The organism is Actinomycetota bacterium (assembly GCA_040881665.1).
In the GTDB taxonomy this organism is placed as follows: Bacteria; Actinomycetota; UBA4738; order UBA4738; family HRBIN12; genus JBBDWR01.
This window is the reverse complement of the sequence record JBBECT010000005.1, coordinates 584,551-604,604: the sequence shown is the minus strand read 5'-3', so window position 1 is coordinate 604,604 and position 20,054 is coordinate 584,551. Positions and strand designations below refer to the sequence as shown.

General features: G+C 70.1%; 22 protein-coding genes. 13 read left to right on the top strand and 9 right to left on the bottom strand.

Annotation, left to right across the window (positions count from 1 at the left end; genetic code table 11):
• Positions 1 to 6: 6 nt before the first annotated feature.
• Positions 7 to 813: a methyltransferase domain-containing protein gene (locus WEF05_08705; protein MEX1101962.1), complete on the bottom strand. Its 807-nt coding sequence runs from the start codon at positions 811 to 813 to the stop codon at positions 7 to 9.
• Positions 814 to 931: 118 nt separating this feature from the next.
• Between WEF05_08705 and WEF05_08700 the strand changes: the two genes are divergently transcribed.
• Genes WEF05_08700 through WEF05_08685 form a run of 4 tightly spaced genes read left to right on the top strand, consistent with a single transcriptional unit; the run spans position 932 to position 3,757 of the window.
• Positions 932 to 1,711 carry a hypothetical protein gene (locus WEF05_08700; protein MEX1101961.1) on the top strand — a complete coding sequence of 260 codons (780 nt, stop codon included), beginning with the start codon at positions 932 to 934 and terminating at the stop codon, positions 1,709 to 1,711.
• A 14-nt stretch (positions 1,712 to 1,725) separates the two neighbouring features.
• The gene (locus tag WEF05_08695) at positions 1,726 to 2,340 is read left to right on the top strand and encodes a CPBP family glutamic-type intramembrane protease (GenBank protein MEX1101960.1); all 615 of its coding nucleotides are present in this window, start codon (positions 1,726 to 1,728) and stop codon (positions 2,338 to 2,340) included.
• The gene (locus tag WEF05_08690) at positions 2,337 to 3,308 is read left to right on the top strand and encodes a pyridoxamine 5'-phosphate oxidase family protein (GenBank protein ID MEX1101959.1); all 972 of its coding nucleotides are present in this window, start codon (positions 2,337 to 2,339) and stop codon (positions 3,306 to 3,308) included. Before WEF05_08695 ends, WEF05_08690 begins: the two co-directional genes overlap by 4 nt.
• Entirely contained in the window at positions 3,305 to 3,757 is a 453-nt protein-coding gene (locus WEF05_08685; GenBank protein ID MEX1101958.1) for an SRPBCC family protein, read from the top strand. The genes WEF05_08690 and WEF05_08685 overlap by 4 nt, the downstream gene beginning before the upstream one ends.
• Positions 3,758 to 3,768: 11 nt before the next feature.
• Here WEF05_08685 and WEF05_08680 read toward each other — a convergent pair whose 3' ends face one another.
• A complete protein-coding gene (locus tag WEF05_08680) occupies positions 3,769 to 4,077 on the bottom strand; it encodes a hypothetical protein (GenBank protein ID MEX1101957.1) in 309 nt (102 codons plus the stop codon).
• Between the two features lie 107 nt (positions 4,078 to 4,184).
• Between WEF05_08680 and WEF05_08675 the strand changes: the two genes are divergently transcribed.
• Positions 4,185 to 4,763 carry a phosphatase PAP2 family protein gene (locus WEF05_08675; GenBank protein ID MEX1101956.1) on the top strand — a complete coding sequence of 193 codons (579 nt, stop codon included), beginning with the start codon at positions 4,185 to 4,187 and terminating at the stop codon, positions 4,761 to 4,763.
• A gap of 44 nt (positions 4,764 to 4,807) precedes the next feature.
• On the opposite strand, the gene WEF05_08670 is transcribed toward WEF05_08675, so the two are convergent.
• A complete protein-coding gene (locus WEF05_08670) occupies positions 4,808 to 5,968 on the bottom strand; it encodes an Mrp/NBP35 family ATP-binding protein (GenBank protein ID MEX1101955.1) in 1,161 nt (386 codons plus the stop codon).
• A gap of 165 nt (positions 5,969 to 6,133) precedes the next feature.
• Here WEF05_08670 and WEF05_08665 point away from each other — a divergent pair, with 165 nt between their 5' ends.
• The 3 genes from WEF05_08665 to WEF05_08655 all read left to right on the top strand — a co-directional run bounded on the left by WEF05_08665 (position 6,134) and on the right by WEF05_08655 (position 9,033).
• Positions 6,134 to 6,817, top strand: coding sequence for a helix-turn-helix domain-containing protein (locus tag WEF05_08665; protein ID MEX1101954.1), 684 nt, complete (start codon positions 6,134 to 6,136; stop codon positions 6,815 to 6,817).
• Between the two features lie 134 nt (positions 6,818 to 6,951).
• Positions 6,952 to 7,575 (top strand): hypothetical protein, encoded by a 624-nt coding sequence (locus tag WEF05_08660; protein ID MEX1101953.1) that lies wholly within the window; start codon positions 6,952 to 6,954, stop codon positions 7,573 to 7,575.
• 15 nt (positions 7,576 to 7,590) lie between these two features.
• A complete protein-coding gene (locus WEF05_08655) occupies positions 7,591 to 9,033 on the top strand; it encodes a PilT/PilU family type 4a pilus ATPase (protein ID MEX1101952.1) in 1,443 nt (480 codons plus the stop codon).
• Here the strand turns inward: WEF05_08655 and WEF05_08650 are convergent.
• Positions 9,030 to 9,953, bottom strand: a complete 924-nt coding sequence (locus WEF05_08650; protein ID MEX1101951.1) for an SPFH domain-containing protein — start codon at positions 9,951 to 9,953, stop codon at positions 9,030 to 9,032. The two genes, WEF05_08655 and WEF05_08650, sit on opposite strands and share 4 nt — an antisense overlap.
• Positions 9,953 to 11,344 (bottom strand): nodulation protein NfeD, encoded by a 1,392-nt coding sequence (locus WEF05_08645; protein MEX1101950.1) that lies wholly within the window; start codon positions 11,342 to 11,344, stop codon positions 9,953 to 9,955. The genes WEF05_08650 and WEF05_08645 overlap by 1 nt, the downstream gene beginning before the upstream one ends.
• 178 nt (positions 11,345 to 11,522) lie before the next feature.
• Between WEF05_08645 and WEF05_08640 the strand changes: the two genes are divergently transcribed.
• From WEF05_08640 to WEF05_08630, 3 genes are read left to right on the top strand one after another with little or no spacing between them, the layout of a single operon-like run.
• Entirely contained in the window at positions 11,523 to 12,095 is a 573-nt protein-coding gene (locus WEF05_08640; GenBank protein MEX1101949.1) for a sigma-70 family RNA polymerase sigma factor, read from the top strand.
• On the top strand, positions 12,092 to 12,859 hold the full coding sequence (locus tag WEF05_08635) for an anti-sigma factor (protein MEX1101948.1): 768 nt from the start codon (positions 12,092 to 12,094) through the stop codon (positions 12,857 to 12,859). The genes WEF05_08640 and WEF05_08635 overlap by 4 nt, the downstream gene beginning before the upstream one ends.
• 30 nt (positions 12,860 to 12,889) lie before the next feature.
• Positions 12,890 to 13,915 (top strand): LLM class flavin-dependent oxidoreductase, encoded by a 1,026-nt coding sequence (locus WEF05_08630; protein MEX1101947.1) that lies wholly within the window; start codon positions 12,890 to 12,892, stop codon positions 13,913 to 13,915.
• Here WEF05_08630 and glpX read toward each other — a convergent pair.
• The 3 genes from glpX to pgsA all read right to left on the bottom strand — a co-directional run bounded on the left by glpX (position 13,903) and on the right by pgsA (position 16,613).
• Entirely contained in the window at positions 13,903 to 14,913 is a 1,011-nt protein-coding gene (gene glpX, locus WEF05_08625) for a class II fructose-bisphosphatase (GenBank protein ID MEX1101946.1), read from the bottom strand. The genes WEF05_08630 and glpX overlap by 13 nt on opposite strands.
• Before the next feature lie 90 nt (positions 14,914 to 15,003).
• On the bottom strand, positions 15,004 to 16,005 hold the full coding sequence (locus WEF05_08620; protein ID MEX1101945.1) for an NAD-dependent epimerase/dehydratase family protein: 1,002 nt from the start codon (positions 16,003 to 16,005) through the stop codon (positions 15,004 to 15,006).
• Complete coding sequence (gene pgsA, locus WEF05_08615; protein MEX1101944.1) at positions 16,002 to 16,613, bottom strand: CDP-diacylglycerol--glycerol-3-phosphate 3-phosphatidyltransferase; 612 nt, start codon at positions 16,611 to 16,613, stop codon at positions 16,002 to 16,004. Before pgsA ends, WEF05_08620 begins: the two co-directional genes overlap by 4 nt.
• Before the next feature lie 68 nt (positions 16,614 to 16,681).
• Here pgsA and WEF05_08610 point away from each other — a divergent pair, with 68 nt between their 5' ends.
• Both WEF05_08610 and WEF05_08605 read left to right on the top strand, forming a co-directional pair.
• Complete coding sequence (locus tag WEF05_08610) at positions 16,682 to 17,503, top strand: hypothetical protein (protein ID MEX1101943.1); 822 nt, start codon at positions 16,682 to 16,684, stop codon at positions 17,501 to 17,503.
• Positions 17,500 to 18,561, top strand: a complete 1,062-nt coding sequence (locus tag WEF05_08605) for an alpha-hydroxy acid oxidase (GenBank protein ID MEX1101942.1) — start codon at positions 17,500 to 17,502, stop codon at positions 18,559 to 18,561. The genes WEF05_08610 and WEF05_08605 overlap by 4 nt, the downstream gene beginning before the upstream one ends.
• A gap of 77 nt (positions 18,562 to 18,638) precedes the next feature.
• On the opposite strand, the gene WEF05_08600 is transcribed toward WEF05_08605, so the two are convergent.
• Positions 18,639 to 19,880, bottom strand: coding sequence for a right-handed parallel beta-helix repeat-containing protein (locus WEF05_08600; protein ID MEX1101941.1), 1,242 nt, complete (start codon positions 19,878 to 19,880; stop codon positions 18,639 to 18,641).
• Positions 19,881 to 20,054: the final 174 nt, after the last annotated feature.

Genomic DNA, 20,054 nt, shown 5'->3' with positions numbered 1-20,054 from the left:
GCCCGCCTACGACTTCGTGCCGACGGCGAACCAGACGTCGCGGAAGTCGTTGAGCGGGTCGCTGAACCGGTCGGCGAACACCGATCGAACGTGATCGAGGAACGTGGCGAAGATCTGGTCGCCGAGCATCTGTTTGACGAACCGGCCGGTCGGAAGCGCGGCGCGACCTTCGATCCATTCTTCGAGACGGAACGTGAACCGGTACTCGCGCCGCTCGGTCCGCACCGAACGCATCCCGGCGTCGACGAACGTCTCCTCGAGCAACTCGCGGTCCTCGAACCGGGTCCGCCACGGCGACGCCTGTTTCTGGACGTCCCGGAGCATGTCGGGCCCCGTCCGTTCCTCGAGCAGCGAGCGCCAGCTGCGTTCCAGGTCGTCGATGTTCGCGCCCCAGGTCGCGGCCGCGACCCGGCCGCCGGACCTGGTGACGCGGAGCATGTCGAACAGCGCGGTGTCGTAGCGCGTGAAGTGTTGGAGAACGAAGGTCGATGTGACCACGTCGAACGTCGCGTCGCGGAACGGCAGGTCGATCACTTCACCGCCGACGAGGTGGAGGTCCGGCCTCACCTTCCGCCCGGTCACCAGCATCGGGAGGGAGACGTCGACCCCGATCGCGATCCCTGCGTGCCCCTCGACGACGCCGGCGGCGGCCTCGGTCGCCACGCCCGTACCGGTGCCGACGTCGAGGACGCGCTCACCGGGATCGACGCCCGCGTAGGTGACGAGGTCGGTCGCGACCATCCCGGTTCGCGGCGCGTGCACGCGCTCGTACACTTCCGCGACGTCGTCGTAGCTCCGCCAGCCGTTCACCATGGGACCCGCAAGCCTACCCGCTGCCCTCCCGTTCGATGTCGGACGCGGTGCGCCTCGGCGGCCGTGTCTCGCCGGTAGGCTCTACCGACATGACTCCTTCCCGCGACGAGGCGATCCGATGACCGGTTCCGCCGGTGTGATGGCGATCGTGCTCGCGCAGACCGTTGCCGGAGGCGCGGTGCTGCTGTGGGCGACGCCTCTGTGGACCGAGGTGAAACGCGGATTCTTCACCCTCACGGGGTCGATCCTCACGGCCGTGGCGATAGCGAGCTGGCTCGCGGCGGCGAACGGAGCGGTCGCCGGGAGCGCGGAAGGGGCCTGGGTCGTGCGGTTGGCGGCGGCGACCGCCGTCCTCACGCTCGTGTGGGTCGGCCTGCTCCTCGCCCGCCGGCAGGCCGCGGCTCGCGCCGTCGGGATCGTGGCCGCGGTCGTCGCGGTCGCGGTGCTGCTCCCGATCGCGCAGACCGCCCGGCAGGACGCGCCGATCGCCCTGTTCCAACTGCTCGCGGGCGCGTGGTTCCTCGGTGCGGTCACCGACGGTCTGCTCCTCGGCCACTGGTACCTCACCGATCGTGGGCTCTCGCGCGTGCCGATCAACCGGTACACGAACGTCCTGATCGGCGGCGTGATCGCCGAAGCCCTTGCGGTCATCTCCGGTGGGTTCGGCGGGGTGGGGGAGTCCGCGGATTTCAATCCACTGCTGACCGCGGGCGCGCTCGCACCGTGGATCGCGTTGGGCATGGTTGGGGTGACGGCACTTGTCGCCGGGTTCGTCCGCGCGACGTTGAAGGGGGAACGAGCGTCGGCCGTCCAAGCGGCCACCGGGTTCTTCTACCTCGCCGTGGTCACCGCCTTCACCGCAGAGGTCGCGGTCAAGACGCGGTTCCTGCCCAGGTAGGTCGAGGAGGGACCGTGGAGCTGGTCGTCACGCTCGCCGGCGCCGCGACGATCGCGCTCGCCTGGACGGCGATCCGCAGGGGCGCCGGCGTCTGGGCGACGATGACGCCGACCCTGGTCGCGATCGGTACGGCCGGGGTGCTCGTCCGTCCACCCGTGTTCAGCGGCTCGGTCGGTGCCGGCGTGGCCGCGGCGGTCGGGCTCGCTGCCGGGGTTGCCCTGTTCGCCGCGACGCGTTTGTTCATCGTCGTCACCGCTCGGTGGAGGGGGTTTCGGGAGGATGCGGACCGGGTCTATCGATCGACCACGGACCATCCCCTGGCGATCATCCTCGCCCTGACGGTGCTCTCGGTGACCTTCGAGGAGCTGTTCTGGCGTGGGCTCGTCCAACCGCGCTTCGCCCAGTCGGTCGCGCCGCTCACCGCGGCCGCAGGCACCTGGGTGCTCGCGGTCGCGGCGAACGCCGCCAGCGGCAGCATCTCGATCGTGTTGGGTGCTGCGGTCGGGGGTGCGGCGTGGGTGGCGCTGAGTGCGTGGAGCGGCGGCGTTCTCGCCCCCTTGTGCTGCCACCTCGTGTGGACGACCGCCATGGTCGTCGTCGGGCGCGGGGGCGAGGAAGCCACGCGATGACCGCGCTGCCCGATCGTGCCGCCGACGTGTTCGAGGCGGGAACGTTCTGCGCGATCGCCGCGTCGGGGCGATCGGGTCCGCACGTGACGCCGCTGGTCTTCGCGTGGTCCTCGGGAAGCATCTGGGTCACGACCGCGCGCGGTTCGGTGAAGGCGCGCTCCTGGACGCGCGACCCGCGCGTCGCCGGACTCGTGCGAGTCGGTGATGACGCCGTCGCCTTCACCGGTCGTGTCCGCACCTACGACGCGCTCGACACCTCGACCTGGCTGGCGTCGGTCGGTGACGCTCCGGATCTGGCGCGGGCGACCGCGCGCTTCAGCCGCAAGAACGCACGGTTCTTCGCGGGCTACGCGGTCGACGCGCGGCGTGTGCCGCTCGCCTGGACCCCACCCGGGCGGGTGTTCGCGCGGATCGAACTCGACGGCGGGGCGGTCGTTGCGCGGGACGAGGTGCGGGCGACCTGGGGCAGCTGGCGGGGAGCGGGAGGGTCGCCACTGCCCTCCCAAGCACGGTTCCGTGCGGGCTCGCGGACCGGCGCCGGCCCGCTCGACGGCCTTGCGTCCCCGATCGCGACGGGTCTGGGCCGCGGCGGCCAGGCGGCGCTCGCCTTCGCGGCCCCTCGTGGTCCGATCCTCCTTCCGGTGCGGTGGGCCGTGGACGAGCGGGACGTCTGGTCGGGTGCGCCTGTACCGATCCTCGCCCTCGCGGGTCTCGAAGCGTCATCCGGGATATCGGCGGCGGTGTGCATCGACCGCGGGAGCTCGTGGCGGGCGCGGGACATGCTCGGAGCGATGATCGTCGGTGACGCCGCGATCTACGCGACCGACCGGCTGACGTCTGGCGCGGGATCCGCGTCGCGCCATCTCGACGTGGCGGGTGTGACCTCGTCCGGCGGAGCGGTCGTGCGCATCAACCCGGGGCGGATCGTCTGGTGGTCGGGGTGGTCCAGCGGTACGGTGCGGCCGTGACCCGAGTCCGGTTCGCCGTCGAGGTCGAGGCCGCCTCCGCGAGGGCGTGGGAGGTGGTATCCGACCCCCGGAATCTGCCGCACTGGGACAAGCACATCGTTCGGGTCGAGGGTGTGGACGGGGGACTGGCCGAGGGGGTTCGGTACACGACCGTGATGAGCTTCTTGTCCGTCCAAGCGAACGTGCACTGCCGGGTGCGATCGTGGGATCCGCCGTTCCTGGCCTCGATCGAGCTCGAAGGTCTGCTCGAGGGAACGGTGGACACGACGCTCACCTCGCTCGAGGGAGGTGAGCGCTGCCGGCTCGAGCACGACGTCGACTTCCGGTTCCGTGGGGGACCGCTCGGCGCCTTCGCGGCGCGCAGTGTTCGCCTGGTGGGGGGTGCCCAGCTCGCGCTCCGGCACGGCACGCTCGCCCAGAAACGCGAGATCGAATCCCGGGCGCGCTGAGCGCCGATCCGTCAGCGGTCGTCCTGTTCGCGGACCTTCGCGCGGAACCGCCGCCCGGGCCGGCCCACGATGAAGCCGGCAACCGCGCCGGCGAGACCGACGACTACGATCACCCAGATCAACGGCGGCGCGAACTCGAACCAGAGGAACCGGAGCCGCGTCGAGTCGGCGTTCTGCACGGCGAAGAGGATCACGAGCACGACGATCGTGAGGGCGAGCACGAGCTTGCCCCCCCGCGAGCGCCGTTCGCGGCCGAGCGCTTGCCGCTCCCGTTCGTCCTGCTCCTCGGAGGAGCGCCGGTCCCTGTCGTCGCGTGCCATCGCCGTCCTCCCTCGCACCGGTTGGTTCGGTCGCGTGCTCGTTCGCGCTGGGCCGTCGGTCCTGCTCCGTGTGACGTCCGCCGCGGTTCCCCGGATGATAGGCCCCGATGGGTCGGTTCCTGCGCACCGCAGCTTGGACGGCCGCCGCGCTCGCGGTTGGCGTCGCTTCGTCCTCCCCGCGGGGCCGCGAGATCGACGAGACCCTCCTCAAGGCGATGAACGCCGAGCGCGCGCCGGCTTCCGATGCCGCATTCGCCGCGGTCACCGAGCTGGGAGCGCTCGCAGCCTCCGGCGCTGCGGCGGTCGTGCTGGCGGCCGCGGGGCATCGGCGGGCGGCGGCGAGAGGCGCCGCGGCTGCTGGAACGGCGTGGCTCGTCGGACAGGGGCTGAAGAAGCTCTGGGACCGCCCCCGCCCCTACCACGCGGATCCGGACGGAACGCGTCTGTTGATCGGGCGCCCGGTGGCGACATCGTGGCCGAGCAGCCACCCGATGGTGCTCTCCGCGTTCTCGACGGTCGCGTCGCGCGAGCTCGGTCTCGGGAACGGCGTGCGTGCGTGCCTCGGAGCGCTGTCGATCACCGTGGGCGTTTCTCGATCTGCGCTCGGCGTTCACTACCCCAGCGACGTCGCGGGTGGTCTGTTGCTCGGCCGCGCCGTCGGCTCGGCGATCTCGTCCCGTCCCTGACCGCCCCAGGTCTGCGCCCGGTCTCGTTGCGGACGAGCGAGCCGCTAGTGGACGTGACCGGCCGCCGCGGGACCCGTCATCAGCGTCAGCGGTTTGCCGACCTTGCTCTTCGACGCGCGGTGCAGGGCTCGTGCCGCCTCGGTCAGTGCCACGCTCGCCGGAGCTTCCGGATCGCGGACCACGATCGGCAAGCCCTCGTCCCCGCCCTGTCGCAGCGCCGGCACGAGTGGCACCTGCGCGAGCAGGGGCACCCGAAGCGTCTTCGCGGCCTCCGCGCCGCCGCCGGAACCGAACACCTCCTCGCGCTCGCCGCAATGCGGGCACGTGTAGTAGCTCATGTTCTCCACGACACCCACGGGCTTGAGGTTCGTGCGCTCCGCCATCTTGCCCGCGCGCTCGGCCACCTTGCGGGCGGCCTCCTGAGGCGTGGTCACGACGAGCATCTGGGCTCCCGGCAGGAACGACGCGAGCGAGATCGACACGTCGCCGGTCCCCGGCGGCAGGTCGGCCAGCAGCACGTCGAGATCCCCCCAGTAGACGTCGCCGAGGAACTGCTCGATCGCCTTGTGCAGCATCGGCCCGCGCCAGATCACGGGGGTTTCCTCGGGGACGAAGAAGCCCATGGAGATGACCTTCACGCCGTGGGCCTCGAGGGGAAGGATCATGTCGTTGAATCCCACGGGTTTGCCGGACACGCCCAACATCCGGGGGACCGAGAAGCCCCAGACGTCGGCGTCGAGGACACCCACGTTGAGTCCGTCGGCGGCCATCGCCGCGGCGAGGTTCACCGTGACGCTGGACTTGCCCACCCCGCCCTTGCCGGAGGCGACGGCGATCACCGTCGTGTCCGATCCCGTGAAGAAGGTTCGTTGTTGCTGCGGCGCGGCGGCGCCCGGTCCGCGGAGCTTGCCGACGAGCTCGGCGCGTTGCTGCTCGCTCATCGGGGTGAGCTCGAGCCGAACGTCCTCGACGCCGTCGAGCGGGCGAACGGCCGCGTTCACGTCGTTGGTGATCGTTTCGCGCAGCGGGCATCCGGCGATCGTCAACAGGACGTGGACGTACACGGTGGCACCGTCGATCCGGACGCTTTCGAGCATCCCGAGATCCTCGATCGGCTTGCCGATCTCGGGGTCGAGCACCTGCCGGAGCGCCTCGCGGACCTGTTCGACCGTCGTCACCTGGTCACCTCTGCCGCCGTCGGGGATCGGCCGTGCCGAACCGGGAACACGCACGCGATGATCCTGAGCGCGCCGCTGTGGTTACCCTGGTCGCCACGGTGGGGGCCGTACTTTTCCCCATGCTACTACCGGCGTACGGCTTCCCGGCCGCGACCCGACGGGGACGCACCGGGAGGACACAGGAGGAACGGTATGACCGACGCGGGCTCGATCGAGGTCCACAAGGCGCTCGCCGACGACACGCGCTTCCGCCTGTACCGCTACCTCCGGCTCTCCGGACGTCCGGTGACCGTCCGTGAGCTCGCCGCCCGGCTCTCGCTGCATCCGAACACGATCCGCCCCCACCTGCGACGTCTCGAGGAGGTCGGTCTCGTCCTCCGGGACACCCACCGCGGGACCGGCGCGGGACGTCCCCAGGCGGTGTACGAGGTCGTCGAACAGCAAGCCCACGAAGGCCGCGACTGGCGCCTGCTCGCCGAGATCCTGGCCGGGGTCGTCTCGGGCGAACGTCAGCGCATCCGAGCGGCGACCCTGGCCCGAGAGTGGGGCGCCTATCTCGTGGCGCGGGATGCGCCCAAACCCGGGGCGCGGACCCCGGCGGGACGCAACCTCGCCACCCTCCGGGAGGCGATGGATCGCGCCGGGTTCGAGCCGCGCTTCCGGCGGACCGGTGGGGGAACGGTTGTGATCACGATGCGCGACTGTCCGTTCCGCGACCTGCTGGACGAACATCGAGCGCTCGTGTGCGAGGTGCACCGAGGGTTGATGGAAGGGATGCTCGCCGAGGTTCGTCCTCCGCTGCAGATGAGCTCCTATGAACCGCTCACGGATCGAGCCACGTGCCGGCTGACGGCCGGGACCGCTCGTCCGAGCTGAGGGCCGGTCCGGCCGGGCCCGGCGAACGCCCGGCGCGCCTCGTGACCTGCTCGTGACCTGCGAGAACGGGCGGATAGGTCCGCATACCGCCGCGGGACTCAGGAGGTATCCGAGGCTGCCGATACCCCCACTGTATGGACGGGACCGTCATCCCGCTCTCCACCGTGCGCGCCCAGCGAGAGGCCGCACCCGCGCCGCGGGAGGAGATCGCCGTGCTCTCGCTGGAGCTCCATCCACGCGAGGGCGCATCCGGCGTGTCCGAGGAGGACCTGGCCGACGGTGTGCGCCGGAAGGTCCACGATCGGTGCATCCGCGCTGCCCTCGTCGTAGCCGGCCGCGCGGGCGGCGTCCTCGCGCTCGCGGGAACGTCCGCGCATCCCGTAGTCGAAGCCCGGTTCCACGGGGACGAGGCTGCGATCCGCGCAGCCGATACGGCGGTCGAGATCGCACACGCCGTTCGGGAAGCCCAGAGATCCGGCGAGCGATCTGTCGCCGTCGCGGCGGCGGTCGCGACGGGAACGCGAGCCCGGATACCGTCGGGGGTCGCCGTTTCGAGCGGCTCGCCGTGGCGCGTGGCCGACCGGCTCCGGGACCTGGCGCGGCCCGGAGAGCTGTTGCTCGGCGGTGCCGCGGCCGAGACGGCCGCCGGAGAGCTGTCGGCGACCGCAGCCGCCCGAACCACGATCGATCCATCGATCGGCACGGTTCCGGTGTGGCGGGTGCGGGTCGCGTCCCATCCCACAGAGATCGTCGAGTGAGGGGAGTCGTTCTGCATGCAGCACCCCGATGAAGCACGTCCGCGCCTGGACGCCGTCGCTCCCGGCGACGGCGTCCCGGGGCCGATCGCTGCGTCGCATCCGTCAGTGACCGCATGGGGCGAGGCGGCGGGTGTCGCGGAACCGGCGGCTCCTGTTGCCGACCCCCCGGTTCCTCCCGCCGGTGTGTCGGCTTCGGAGAAGGCGCCGATCGCGGACGCGGTCGCTCCTCACACGCAGCAGGACCAGGAGTCCCCCCTTCCGGACGCGGAGGAGCCGGCTCCCACGGAACGGTCGCCGGCGGCGACCGCCGACCTCGACGACGAGGGTCCGATCGCGCAGATCGAGCCGATGGGAGACGGTGTTCCCGGAGAGTTCAGCTCGTGGCTCAAGCAAGTGGCCGATCTCGAAGGATCGGATCTGCACGTGAAGGTCGGCTCGCCCCCGATGCTACGAATCGACGGTCGTCTGCGGAAGATCGACCGCACGGCGCTCACGCCCGAGGACACCGCCGCGATCGGGGACGCGATCATCCCCGAGGATCGCCGGACGCAGTTCGCCGAGAACGGTGAAGTGGACTTCGCCCACTCCCTGCCCGGCATCGGCCGGTTCCGCGTGAACGTGTTCAAGCAGCGCAGCTCGGTCAGCATGGTGTTGCGGCGCCTTCGCTTCGGCGGGCCCTCGTTCGACGAGATGGGCCTGCCCGAGGTGATGCGCACCCTGTCGGAGGAGCCGCGCGGTCTGATCCTCGTGACGGGACCGACGGGGTCGGGGAAGACGACGACGCTCGCGGCAATGATCGACTACCTGAACCGAACGAAGCCGGTGCACATCGTCACGGTCGAGGACCCGATCGAGGTCCTCCACCGGGACGATGTGGCATCGATCAACCAGCGTGAAGTGGGTCAGGACACCGGATCGTTCCTGACCGCCCTGCGCGCCGCGCTCCGCCAAGACCCCGACGTGATCCTGATCGGGGAGATGCGCGACACCGAGACGGTCCGTGCGGCCCTTCAGGCGGCGGAGACCGGTCACCTGGTCCTTTCCACGCTGCACACCGTTGACGCGACGGAGACGGTGAACCGTTGCATCGACTTCTTCCCGCCCTATCAGCAGAAGCAGATCCGGCTCACGATCGCCGGGGCACTGCGCGGCATCGTGTGCCAGCGGCTCGTTCCGACCGTCGACGGCGGCCGGGTTCCCTCCCTGGAGATCCTCGTGAACACCGGCCGCGTCGCCGAGCGCATCTCCGACGCCGACAAGACCCACGAGATCCACGACGTGATCAAGGACGGCGGCTACTACGGGATGCAGACCTTCGACCAGTCGCTCCTGCAGCTCGTGATCGACGGCAAGGTCTCCGTTGAGGAGGCGCTCGAAGCCGCCTCCTCCCCGCACGACTTCAAGCTCGAGCTGCAGCAAGCCGGCATCGAGATCCCCGAAGACGCTCGCGGCGTCTAGCCCCCTGCCGGGGATCCGCCGTCCTTGTCGGAGAACGACCGGCCGGCGAGCTCGGTGACTCCGGAGAGCAATGAGACGAACTCCATCGGGATCACGAACTTCGTGGACGCTGAGGCTCCCAGCTCCTTCAGCGCATCGAGGTACTGCAGGCTCATCGTGTTCGCGTCGACCGTGCTCGCGACGTCGTAGATCGTACGCAGGGCGAGCGAGAACCCTTCGGCTCGAAGGATCGCGGCCTGCCGTTCGCCCTCGGCGGACAGGATCGCCGATTCGCGGGATCCCTGCGCGTTGATGATCGCCGACTCCTTGTTGCCCTCGGCCACGGTGATCGCGGCCTGCTTCTGTCCCTCGGCCTCGGTGACGACCGCGCGGCGCGTCCGTTCGGCCGACATCTGCCGGGTCATCGCCTCCTGGACGCCCGGCGGCGGAACGATCTCACGGATCTCGACGTTCGTGACCTTCACGCCCCAGCGCTCGGTGACCTCGTCGAGCTTCGTCCGCAGGATCCGGTTGATCTCGTCACGACGCGCGAGCACGTCGTCGAGCGGGATATCGCCGATCACGGCGCGCAACGTCGTCGCGGCCAAAGCCTGCGCCGCGCCCGCGAAGTTCGCGACCCGGACCACCGAGTCCTGCGGGTTCACCACCTGGTAGAAGGTGATGAAGTCGACCGAGATCGGGGCGTTGTCCTTCGTGATCGAGTCCTGCCGTGGGATCTCGAGGAAGAACTCCCGCAGGTCGACCCGGACCGGGCGATCGACGATCGGGATCAGGAGCACGAGTCCCGGCCCTTTCGCTCCGATCGCTCGTCCGAGTCGGAAGACCACCAGTCGCTGGTACTCCGGGACGATCTTGACGGCGCTTGCGATCAGGATCAGGACCAACAGGACCACGATCCCGACGGCGATCAGGGTGCCGATCACGTCGCGCTTCCCTCCTTCTCGGTGTCCACCGTTCCCGCGTCTGTCGTGGGCGCCTCGTGCGCCTCACCGGTCAGCGACTCTGACGACTCTGCCGGCTCGACCTCGAGCCGGAGACCTTCCTTGCTGAGGACGCGGACCCGCGTTCCCTTGGAGAGCGCGCCGTGCGGAGCGCTCGCGGACCATTCCTCGCCGTGCACGTGGACCACGCCCGTGGGGGCGAGGTCCGTGAGCGCCTTGCCCTCGCGCCCGACGACGTCCCCGGGATCGCTGACCGGTGGCGCACCCCGGAGCTTCATCGCCGCGGTGAGCACGAACCCGAAGAACCCGACCATCGCCGCGGCGACGATCACGATCAGCACGGGCGACACACGGACGCCCGGCCCGTTGAACAGCAGAAGGCCGCCGACGACGAGACCGATGATCCCCCCGATGCCGAACACGCCGAACCCCGGGGTATGGATCTCGAGGACGAGCAGGACCGCCGAGGCGATCAGCAGCAGCACCCCGACGAGCCGCACCGGCAGCATGCCGAAGGCGGCGATCGACAACAGCAGCAGCACGAATCCGATCACGCCGGCGATCCCGAAGTGGGGCAGGAAGAACTCGAGGATCATCAGTCCGATCCCGAGCCAGAAGAACAGGAAGGCGAGGTTCGGATCCAACAGCGCGTGCAGGAAGCCGATGAACGGACCGAGCGTCTCGGTCGTGATCTGCGCGCCGGCGGTTTCCAGGGTCACGACCGCATCGCCCGCGACCTCGACCTGTTCTCCGTCGATCTCGTCGAGCAAGGTGGTGGTGTCTGCAGCGACGATGTCGATCACGTTGCGCTCCAGCGCTTGCTCGGCGGACAGGCTCACCGCGTCGCGAACCGCCTGTTCGGCCCAATCGGCGTCGCGGTCGTGCGCCTCTGCGAGCGCTCGCGCGTACGCGACGCTGTCCTCGACGGCCTTCTGGGAGGCGATCGCGCCCGAGAGCCCGACCGGCGTCGCCGCACCGACGTTCGTGCCCGGCGCCATCGCCGCGACAGGGCACGACAGTAAGATGTACATGCCCGCGGACGCGGCCCGCGCGCCCTCGGGAGCGACGTAGCAGACGACGGGGACGGACGTGTTCGAGATCGCCTGGACGATCTGACGCATCGACGAGTCGAGCCCGCCGGGCGTGTCGATCGTGATGAGAACGGCGTCGGCACGTCCCGGGGCCTGGTCGATCCGCCCCTCCACGTAGTCGGCGACGAACGGATCCACGACGCCGTCGATCTGCAGCTCGAGCACGGTCGACGTCGTCTCCGTGCCGCCGGGTTCCTGGGCGTGCGCCGGTGCGAGTGCAAGGCCGAGCACCGTCAAGAGCATGCCGAGGAGGAGCACCGGTCGCGGAGCGTTGCGCACGCCGGAATCATCCCACCCTTCCGGTGCCGTGGGGGGCAGAGCGGTCGCCACGCCCAGAACCGCAGCTCCAACGGGAGCGCATAATGGGAGCCACGGGCCGTCGCGCCCGACGGCGATGCGACCGTCGTTGCCGAAAACCGGCCGCCCCCACCCGTCCGTACGAAGGGGAGGAGACCGAGTGAACGCTCGGACCCAGGGACCGTTCCATCCACGGGAGGAACAGTTGTTGGTCGAGGGGATCCTTGCCGGGGACGAGGAGGCGATCCGGACCGTCTACGCGCGGTACGGGCGACCCGTCTACTCGATGGGGTTGCGCATCCTCGGCAACACCGAGGCGGCGCAGGAGCTCACCCAGGACGTGTTCCTCACCGCCTGGCGTAAGGCGGCGCGCTTCGACCCCGCACGCGGCCGGTTGTCCACCTGGCTCATGACGATCGCGCACAATCTGGCCGTCGATCGCCTGCGGCGTGAGCACGGTGTGCGCAAGCCGACCCTCGTGCTGACCGACGAGGTTCCCGAGATCGCGGGAACCGACGAGGAGGACGCGATCCTCGAGCGCGACGCGGCGCTCCGGGCGATCGAGGTCCTCACCGACGGCGAACGGATGCTCCTGGGGCGTGCCTACTTCCGCGGCATGACCGCCCGGGAGATCTCCGAGGCGGACGGGATCCCGCTGGGAACCGTGAAGACACGACTGCGTGCCGCGATGATCAAGGTTCGCCGGGCCAACGTGGACAAGGAACGCCCGTGAACTGTCTCGCGGTGCGGGACCGCCTCCCCGAGCATGCGCTGTCGTCCCTGAGCGCCCGCGATCGGTCATCGGTCGAACGTCACCTCGGCACGTGCGCCGCCTGCCGCAAGGAGGCCGAGATGCTCGAGGATGCCGGCGCGATCTTCGCGTTCTCGGCGCCACCGGTCGATCCTCCCGACGACCTCGGTGAGCGGATCGCGACGTCGGTTCGCCGCAAGGCCGTGAAGGAGTCCACGATCCGCCGCAGGATGCGCATCACGGCGGTCGCAGCCTTCGTCGCGGCGGCCGTGGCCGTCACCGGTTTCGGATGGGGCGCCGTGATGGCCGATCGCGCCGGCGATGCGGAGCTGCGTGCCCAGCGGGCCGATCGAGCACGGGAGACGGCCGCGGCGGCAGCGGCGTTGTTCGACGACGAGTTCGTCTCGGGACCGCGAGCGTCGGTCCGCTCGGGACAGCTCACCGCACCCGACGGCGGGCAGGGGGACGGCTGGGGTTTCGCGGCTTCCCGGCCGGGGCAGTCCGACGTGGCCTACGTCCGCGTGCTCGGGCTCCCGCCGACGACGGCGACGCCCCTTCGCGTCTGGCTCACCGACGGCGCGGAGCTCCGGCTGCTCGTCGCCCGCGTCGGTTCCCTCGATCCCAACGGCGGGTTCGAGCACGGGGAGCTGACCCGTCTCGACCTCAGCTCGGCCGCGATCCTCGTCGTGAAGGACGTCGACGGCGATAGCGTCCTCTCGGGGGAGGTCGTGCCGACCGAAGGGTGAGCCGGCTCGTCTGGCTCTAGGCTGTGCGGGATGCGCTTCGGACTCGCTCTGCCCCATTACGATTTCTCGCTGCCCGATCGCCGGTCGATCACCTTCGAGGCGTTGCGGGAGTGGGCGGTTCGCGCCGAACGGCTGGGGTTCGACTCGGTGTGGATCTCCGACCATTTCTTCCTGTCGCTCGCGCGCTACGGGGGGAAGGACGAGCCGTTCGGTTCGCTCGAGCCCCTCACCGCGCTCGCTGCGCTCGCCGGCGCGACCGAACGCGTGCGGCTGGGCACGCTCGTGCTCTGCGCGCCGTTCCGTCATCCGGCGCTGCTCGCGAAGGCGGCGACGACGATCGATCTCGCGAGCGACGGCCGGTTCGACCTGGGGATCGGATCCGGGTGGTACGCGGACGAGTTCGCCCGGTTCGGGCTGCCGTTCGGAGCGGTGGGGGAGCGCTTCGCGATCCTCGAGGAGCAGCTCGAGGTGCTCGGTCCGTTGCTCGCTGGGGGGCCGGTGGACCACGAGGGCCCCCGCTACCCGATGCAGGGCGCGTTGAACCGGCCCGAGCCCGCGCAGCGTCCGCGCCCGCCGATATGGGTGGGCGGCAAGGGGGGACCACGCCTGCTGCGTGCGATCGCGCGCTATGCCGACGGATGGAACGCCGTGTGGCGATGGTCGCCCGACGCCTATGCGGACAAGCTCCGCGACCTCGAACGTGTCTGCGAGGAGGTCGATCGCGATCCCGCAACCGTGCGTCGTTCGGTGGGCCTGTACACGATCGTGGGGGAGGACCACGCCGACCTCGAACGGCGGATCGAGCACCTGCGCACCTGGAGTCCGGGACTCGACACGACGGCGCGCGAGGAACTGTCGACCCACTACCTCGTCGGAACCCCCGAACAGGTGCGGGAGCGGATCGCCACGTTCGACGACCTCGGCGTCGAGGAGTTGATCCTCACCCCCGCGCAGATCCCGTTCGCGATCCCCGACGCCGACATGCTCGAACTGATCGCCGAAAAAGTCGTCGGACCGTTAGGCGCATCGGGCGAACGGAGCGATCAGCGCCGGTAGTCGCGTCCGGTAAATCGCTGAAGCTTCTCGACCTGGTGCTCGCCCTCGATCACGCGAACCGTGCCCGAGCGGGCGCGCATCACCATCGAGGTCGTGGTCACCGCGTCGTGCCAGTACTTGACACCCTTGAGCAGCGAGCCGTCGGTGATGCCGGTCGCCGCGAAGAAGACGTCGTCGCCCGAACACAGGTCGTCGGTGGTGAGCACGCGGTCGAGGTCGAATCCCTCGCCGATCAGCACCTCCCGCTCCTCGTCGGTGCGCGGGTAGAGGCGTCCCTGCATCGCGCCGCCGAGACACTTGAGGGCCGCGGCTGCGATCACGCCCTCGGGGGTGCCACCGATCCCGAGGATCATGTCGATCGCGGTGCGCCGGGGCTGCGCGGCGGCGATCGCGCTCGCCACGTCGCCGTCGCGGATCAGGTAGACGCGAGCGCCGGCGTCGCGGCACGCGGCGATCAGCCCCTCGTGACGGGGACGGTCGAGGATCATCACGCCGATCTCCTCCGGGCGCACGTCCTTGGCCTTCGCCACGCGCCGGATGTTCTCCTCGGGCGGCGCGGTGATGTCGATCGCATCGGCTGCCTCGGGACCGGTCGCGACCTTCTCCATGTACACGGCCGATCCCGGGAACAGCATCGACCCTCGTGCGGCGAGCGCGATCACCGCGAGCGCGTTCGTCTGGCCGATCGCGGTGAGGGTCGTTCCGTCGATCGGGTCGACCGCGACGTCGACCGCGGGGCCGTCCCCGTTGCCGACCTCCTCGCCGTTGTAGAGCATCGGCGCCTCGTCCTTCTCACCCTCCCCGATCACGACCGTGCCGTGCATCGACACCGAATCGATCATCAGCCGCATCGCGTCGACGGCCGCTTGGTCGGCCGCGATCTTGTCGCCGCGTCCGATCCATCGTCCCGCGGCCATCGCGGCGGCCTCGGTCACCCGGACGAGCTCCATCGCGAGGTTACGGTCGGGTCGCTGGTCCCGGGGGCTGGCGTCGGTCACGGATCCTCCTGGTCTGAGCGGTCGCTGGGGTGTTCTCCGGCGGTCGCCGCCGACGGTCGATGCGGGGCCGCGCGTCCAACGTGAACCATCCTAGTGTCCCGCTCGGAGGGCGGGTATCAGACCGTGCGAGGCGTACCAGACGAGGGTCCGGCGGAGGGTCTCCTCGATCGGGGTGTAGCGCAGGCCGAGCTCGCGTTCGGCGCGGGACCCGTCGTAGCGGTGTCCGTGCACGAGGGTGCGCGCAGCCTCGCTGCAGATCGGGACCTTGCGGCGGCCGACGGTGCGTACCAGATCTCCCACCCTACCCGCCGCGCGGACGGCGGCGCCGGGAACGATCCGCACGCGGCGCCGCAGCGGAACGATCTCGTCGGCCAGTGCCAACGCATCGGGGATCGTCAGCGCGGCCCCGCTCAGCAGGTAGCGCTCGCCGGTTGCGCCCTGCTCGGCCGCGAGCAGGTGCCCCTCGGTGCAATCGTCGACGTCAACCAGGCTCACCCAGGTGTCGATCGCGACGGGCAATCGCCCGTTCACCAGGTCGAGTAACAGACGCGCGGTTCCCCGGGTCCTGCCGGGACCCTGGACCGACGACGGGTTGACGCAGATGAGCTCGATCCCCAGCGTGCGGGCGCGGGCCAGGACCCGGCGCTCCCCCAGGGCCTTCGAGCGTTCGTAGTGCGAGAGGTAGGAGCCGCGGTGGGCGGAGTTCTCTCGGCCGACCGTGCCCGCGCGCTCGCCGATTGTTGCGGCCGACGAGGTGTGGATCACGCGCTCCACCCCGGCGCGGTGAGCGGCGATGACGACGCGGTCGGTTCCCTCGACATTCGCTCGGTACATCGGCGTCGGGTCGGGCAGACACATCGCGTTGACGCCGGCGACGTGGAAGACGCGATCCGTGCCTCGCATCCCGTTGGCGAGCGCCTCGCCGTCCTCGAGAGCGCCGCGGACAGGTTCGGCTCCTCGCGCCTCGAGCGCTGCGGCCGCCTCGTCGGATCGCGCGAGCGCGCGGACGGTGGCTCCGTCGGCGACGAGGCGAGAGACGAGCGCCCCCCCGACGAACCCGGAGCCGCCGGTGACGAAGACCGGAGCGTTCACGCGCGAGGTGCCGGCGGGCGGGATGGCGCGGTGGCGCGGGGTCCGCGGCGGAAGACGGCACCGAACCGCGTGAAGTACTCCACGGCCGACAACACCGTGATGATCCCGGCCGCCAGCATCACCCACTGGTCGAGGTAGCGGTCGCCGATCACGACGTCGGGTCGCCAGATTGCGAGGATGATCGCGAGGAACTGCGCGTTCGCCTTGAGCTTTCCCCAGATCGAGGGCTTGACGACCGTGCCGTCCCCGGCAGCGACGACGCCCCGGAGCCCGAGTACGACGAGCTCGCGAGCGACGATGATCGATGCGATCCAGATCGAGGCGCGGCCGACCGCAACGAGCGCGAACAGCGCGCCCGTCACGAGCAGCTTGTCGGCCGTCGTGTCGAGGAACGCACCGAGCGTGCTCGTCTGCGCCCAGCGCCGTGCGAGCAGGCCGTCGAAGAAGTCGGTGACCGCCGCGAAAGCGAACAGTCCTGTCGCGACGGCGGTCGCCCACTGTGGGTCGTCTTCGGCGAGGATCAGCCACATCACGATAGGGACCAGGAACACCCGAAGGATCGTGATGGCCTTGAGGAATGCCGCGGCGCGCTCGTCTGGGGTCCTCACGGTGGTCGCCGCATCGTAGCAGTGCTCTGGGTTGCCCCGTCGCTGCCTCGCGCGTAGCGTGTCCCGCCGTGGACCCGAACCAGCGCAACACGATCGTCGTCGTCATGGTGGGTGTCGCCCTCGTCGCCGGCGGCATCGGCTTCGCGGTCGGCCGATCGAGTGCTCCCGAACCCGCCGAGCGGGTGACGGCGAGTCCGGCGCTCACGCTCCCGCCGGTCGCTCCCGCGGGCGATCCGGTGTCACCGGCTCCGACAGCGGTTCCGGAGGGCGACGTCCTGTCGACCAGCGGCCGGATCCTCGCCCCGGGTGCTCAGCAGGTGCTCCCCGCCTCCGAAACCGCGGTGTGCACCAGCCTCGTCACACCGGGGACGACAGGCGACTGCGGCGAGGTGCAGGCCGGCGACGAACGGGTGGTGTGGGTGGTCGAATCGCGTGCGGTCGGGGACGGAGGGATCGCCTGGCAGGTCCGCGTGCTCACCTTCGTTGCCGATGCCGGTGGCTGGGTCGTTCGGCTCGAGGCGGGCGACGCCGAGGGAACGCGCTGGTCCGATGTCGGGGTGGCGTCCGCGGACCTCACCGGTGACGGCGGTCAGGAGCTCGTCGTGGGTTTCCGCAACGCCGGAACGGAGGAGGCGCTCGGCTACGACGTGGTCTCGATCACGCCCGACGGCGTCGCCGAGGTCCTCGCGCACGCGGGACCGTTGCTCGCGGGGTCGGTGACCGCCGACGGGGGGCTGACCGACTACGGTGCGGTGCTCGGCGCGGGAGAGGCGCCCTGCTGCCCCTCGACCTTCGAGCAGCGGATGTTCGCGTTCGGTGACGGTCTGTTCCGCGTCGCCGAGGCGGTCGACGTTCCCGCATCGACCGTCCCCGCCTCGCAGGCAGGGTGAGCGCCGACGGTCCCCGCGAGGGGGAGACCGCATCGCCCACCGGACCGTTCGTGACGGTCGACGACTACGAGGCGGCTGCCCGGGCCGTGTTGCAGCCCGAGCTGTTCGACTACTACGCGGGCGGGGCCGGAGACGAGTGGACCCTCCGAGAGAACCGCGCCGCCTGGGAGCGCTGGATGCTGCGTCCCCGGTTCCTCGTCGGCGTCACCGAGCGGGATCTGTCCACGGAGGTACTCGGAGCGCCGATCGCCTTCCCGGTGCTCGTTGCTCCGTGGGCCTACCAGTGGATGGCGCGCGAGGAGGGGGAACAGGCGACCGCTCGTGCGGCCGCAGCGGCCGGGACGATCATGGTCGTGTCGTCGACGACGGTCGAGTTCCTCGATGAGGTGGCGAACGCGGCCGCGGCGCCGAAGTGGTTCCAGCTGTACGTGTTCACCGACCGCGGCAAGACGGAGGAGATGCTCGACAGGGTCGTCGCAGCCGGCTACGAGGCGATCTGCCTGACGGTCGACTTCCCGGTCGCCGGCCTGCGGCACCGCGACACGCGCAGCGGGTTCCATATGCCCTACGGGCTCCCGGGCGATCCCCTCGTGTACGACCCGGCGCTCTCGTGGGACGACGTCGCCTGGATCAGGGAACGCACCGCGCTGCCTGTCGTCCTCAAGGGGATCCTCACCGGTGAGGACGCGGCCCTCGCAGTCGAGGCCGGTGCCGAGGGGATCGTCGTGTCGAACCACGGTGGACGTCAGCTCGACGGTGTGCCGGCCGGGCTCACGGTGCTCCCCGAGATCGTCGACGCGGTGGCCGGCCGGATCCCCGTGCTGGTCGACGGAGGCGTGCGCCGCGGGACCGACGTGGTGAAGGCCCTCGCGCTGGGTGCGCGCGCGGTCCTCGTCGGACGCCCGGCGGCGTGGGGGTTGGCGGTCGCGGGCGAGGAGGGTGTCGCGGATGTGCTCCGGATCCTGCGCGACGAGTTCGACAACGCGATGGCGTTGTGCGGGTGTCGCTCGGTCGGCGAGATCTCGCGGTCGCACGTGGCGCCCGCGTCCTGGGCGTGAGAAGAATACCTTCGGCCCCGGATGTTCGAGAGCCGCCGGGGAAAACCCCGGCGGCTCTCGGTTCGATCGGCCTCCGGCTACGCCGGCAGGTCACAGATGCCGTCGGGGCTTGCGGTCTCCCCGACGTTGCGCCGCCAGAAATTGGCGGTTCCGGCCGTGTGCGGGCCGGTGGACGCGTCGCGGCAATCGAAGTCGCCGTTGTTCAGGGACGTGTTGCGGCGGATCGAGTTGTCCGATGTTGCGGCGTCGAAGAGGATGCCGTTGACGTCGTTGTCGCGCAGTGTGTTTCCCCTCGCCTGCACGACAGCAGGAACCGCCGAACTCACGTCGATCCCGTTCGCCTCAGCGTTCAGCACCGTGTTGGCGATGATGTCGATATTCGACACACCGGTGCCGAACCCGTCGTCGCGAACCGAGACGCCCGAGAACGCCGGGTTCTGAAGCCGGTTGTCCTCGATCAGGACTCCATCGGACTGGCCACCCACGCGGATCGCCGAACCCTGCGAACCGTCATCTGCGTTCAAGTTGTCGACAGTCCTGTTCCCGAGGATCGAGAAGTCGGACGCCTCGAACAGATTGACGAAGTTCGCGTCGTTCGTGCTGCGATTGTTTTCGATGATCACGTCCGAGTTGTCGCTCGGCCCTGAGAACGCGAACAGCACGGCACCATTGAGGTGATCGCTGAACGCGTTGACGCGGACCAGGATGCCCTGGGCACCTTGGTCGGAGTAGATCCCGTTCCCGGATGCCGACCCGGCCTCGTTGTTGTCGGTGAACCTGTTGAACCGGACGATCGTTTTCCTGTCGCCGGCGGAGTGCAGGTACAGGCCGAACGTGTTCTCCGTGACGATGTTGTTCTGCACGTGGTAGCCGTCCGACAGGGGGCTCGTGGAGATACCCGCGTTGTCGGTAGCGTTCCGCACCGTGAAGCCGTCCAGCACGATCCTGTTCGCCTGGAGCGAGAACCCTGGCAGGGTCGCCGGTGGGTTGACCCGCGATTCCTGGCTCAGCGGCACTGCCCTCGTCCTGGCGTCGACCCCGGACTGCGCGCCGAGGATCGTCAGGTTCGGGGTCGAGACCGTGACGGACTCGGCATAGGGACCGGGACACACTTCGATCGTGTCGCCGGCCACGGCCGCGTCGACGCCGTCCTGGATCGTGACCTCGGCCGGCGTGACCGCGTCATCGCAGTCGCCGGATGACGCGAAACCGTCGCCGTCGACGACGATCGTCGTGGCGGCCTGGGCCGCGGGTAGCGATGTCAGAACCAATGCTGCGGCTGCTGAGGATACGAGCAGCCGGATAAGGCGATGCTTCATGGGCTTCCTCCCTGTTGTCGAGCCACGTCCATTCCCTGGCCCTTTCCCGGAGAACCGGTGGGCTCCCCGCCTCGACGTGGATCCCGATCTGCTCCTTGGGGTCCGAGTTCCCTGGCCATCCGGAAGGCTGGATGGTCGAAGTCATCGGACCCAGGGGGGACCCTACCCGTTCTG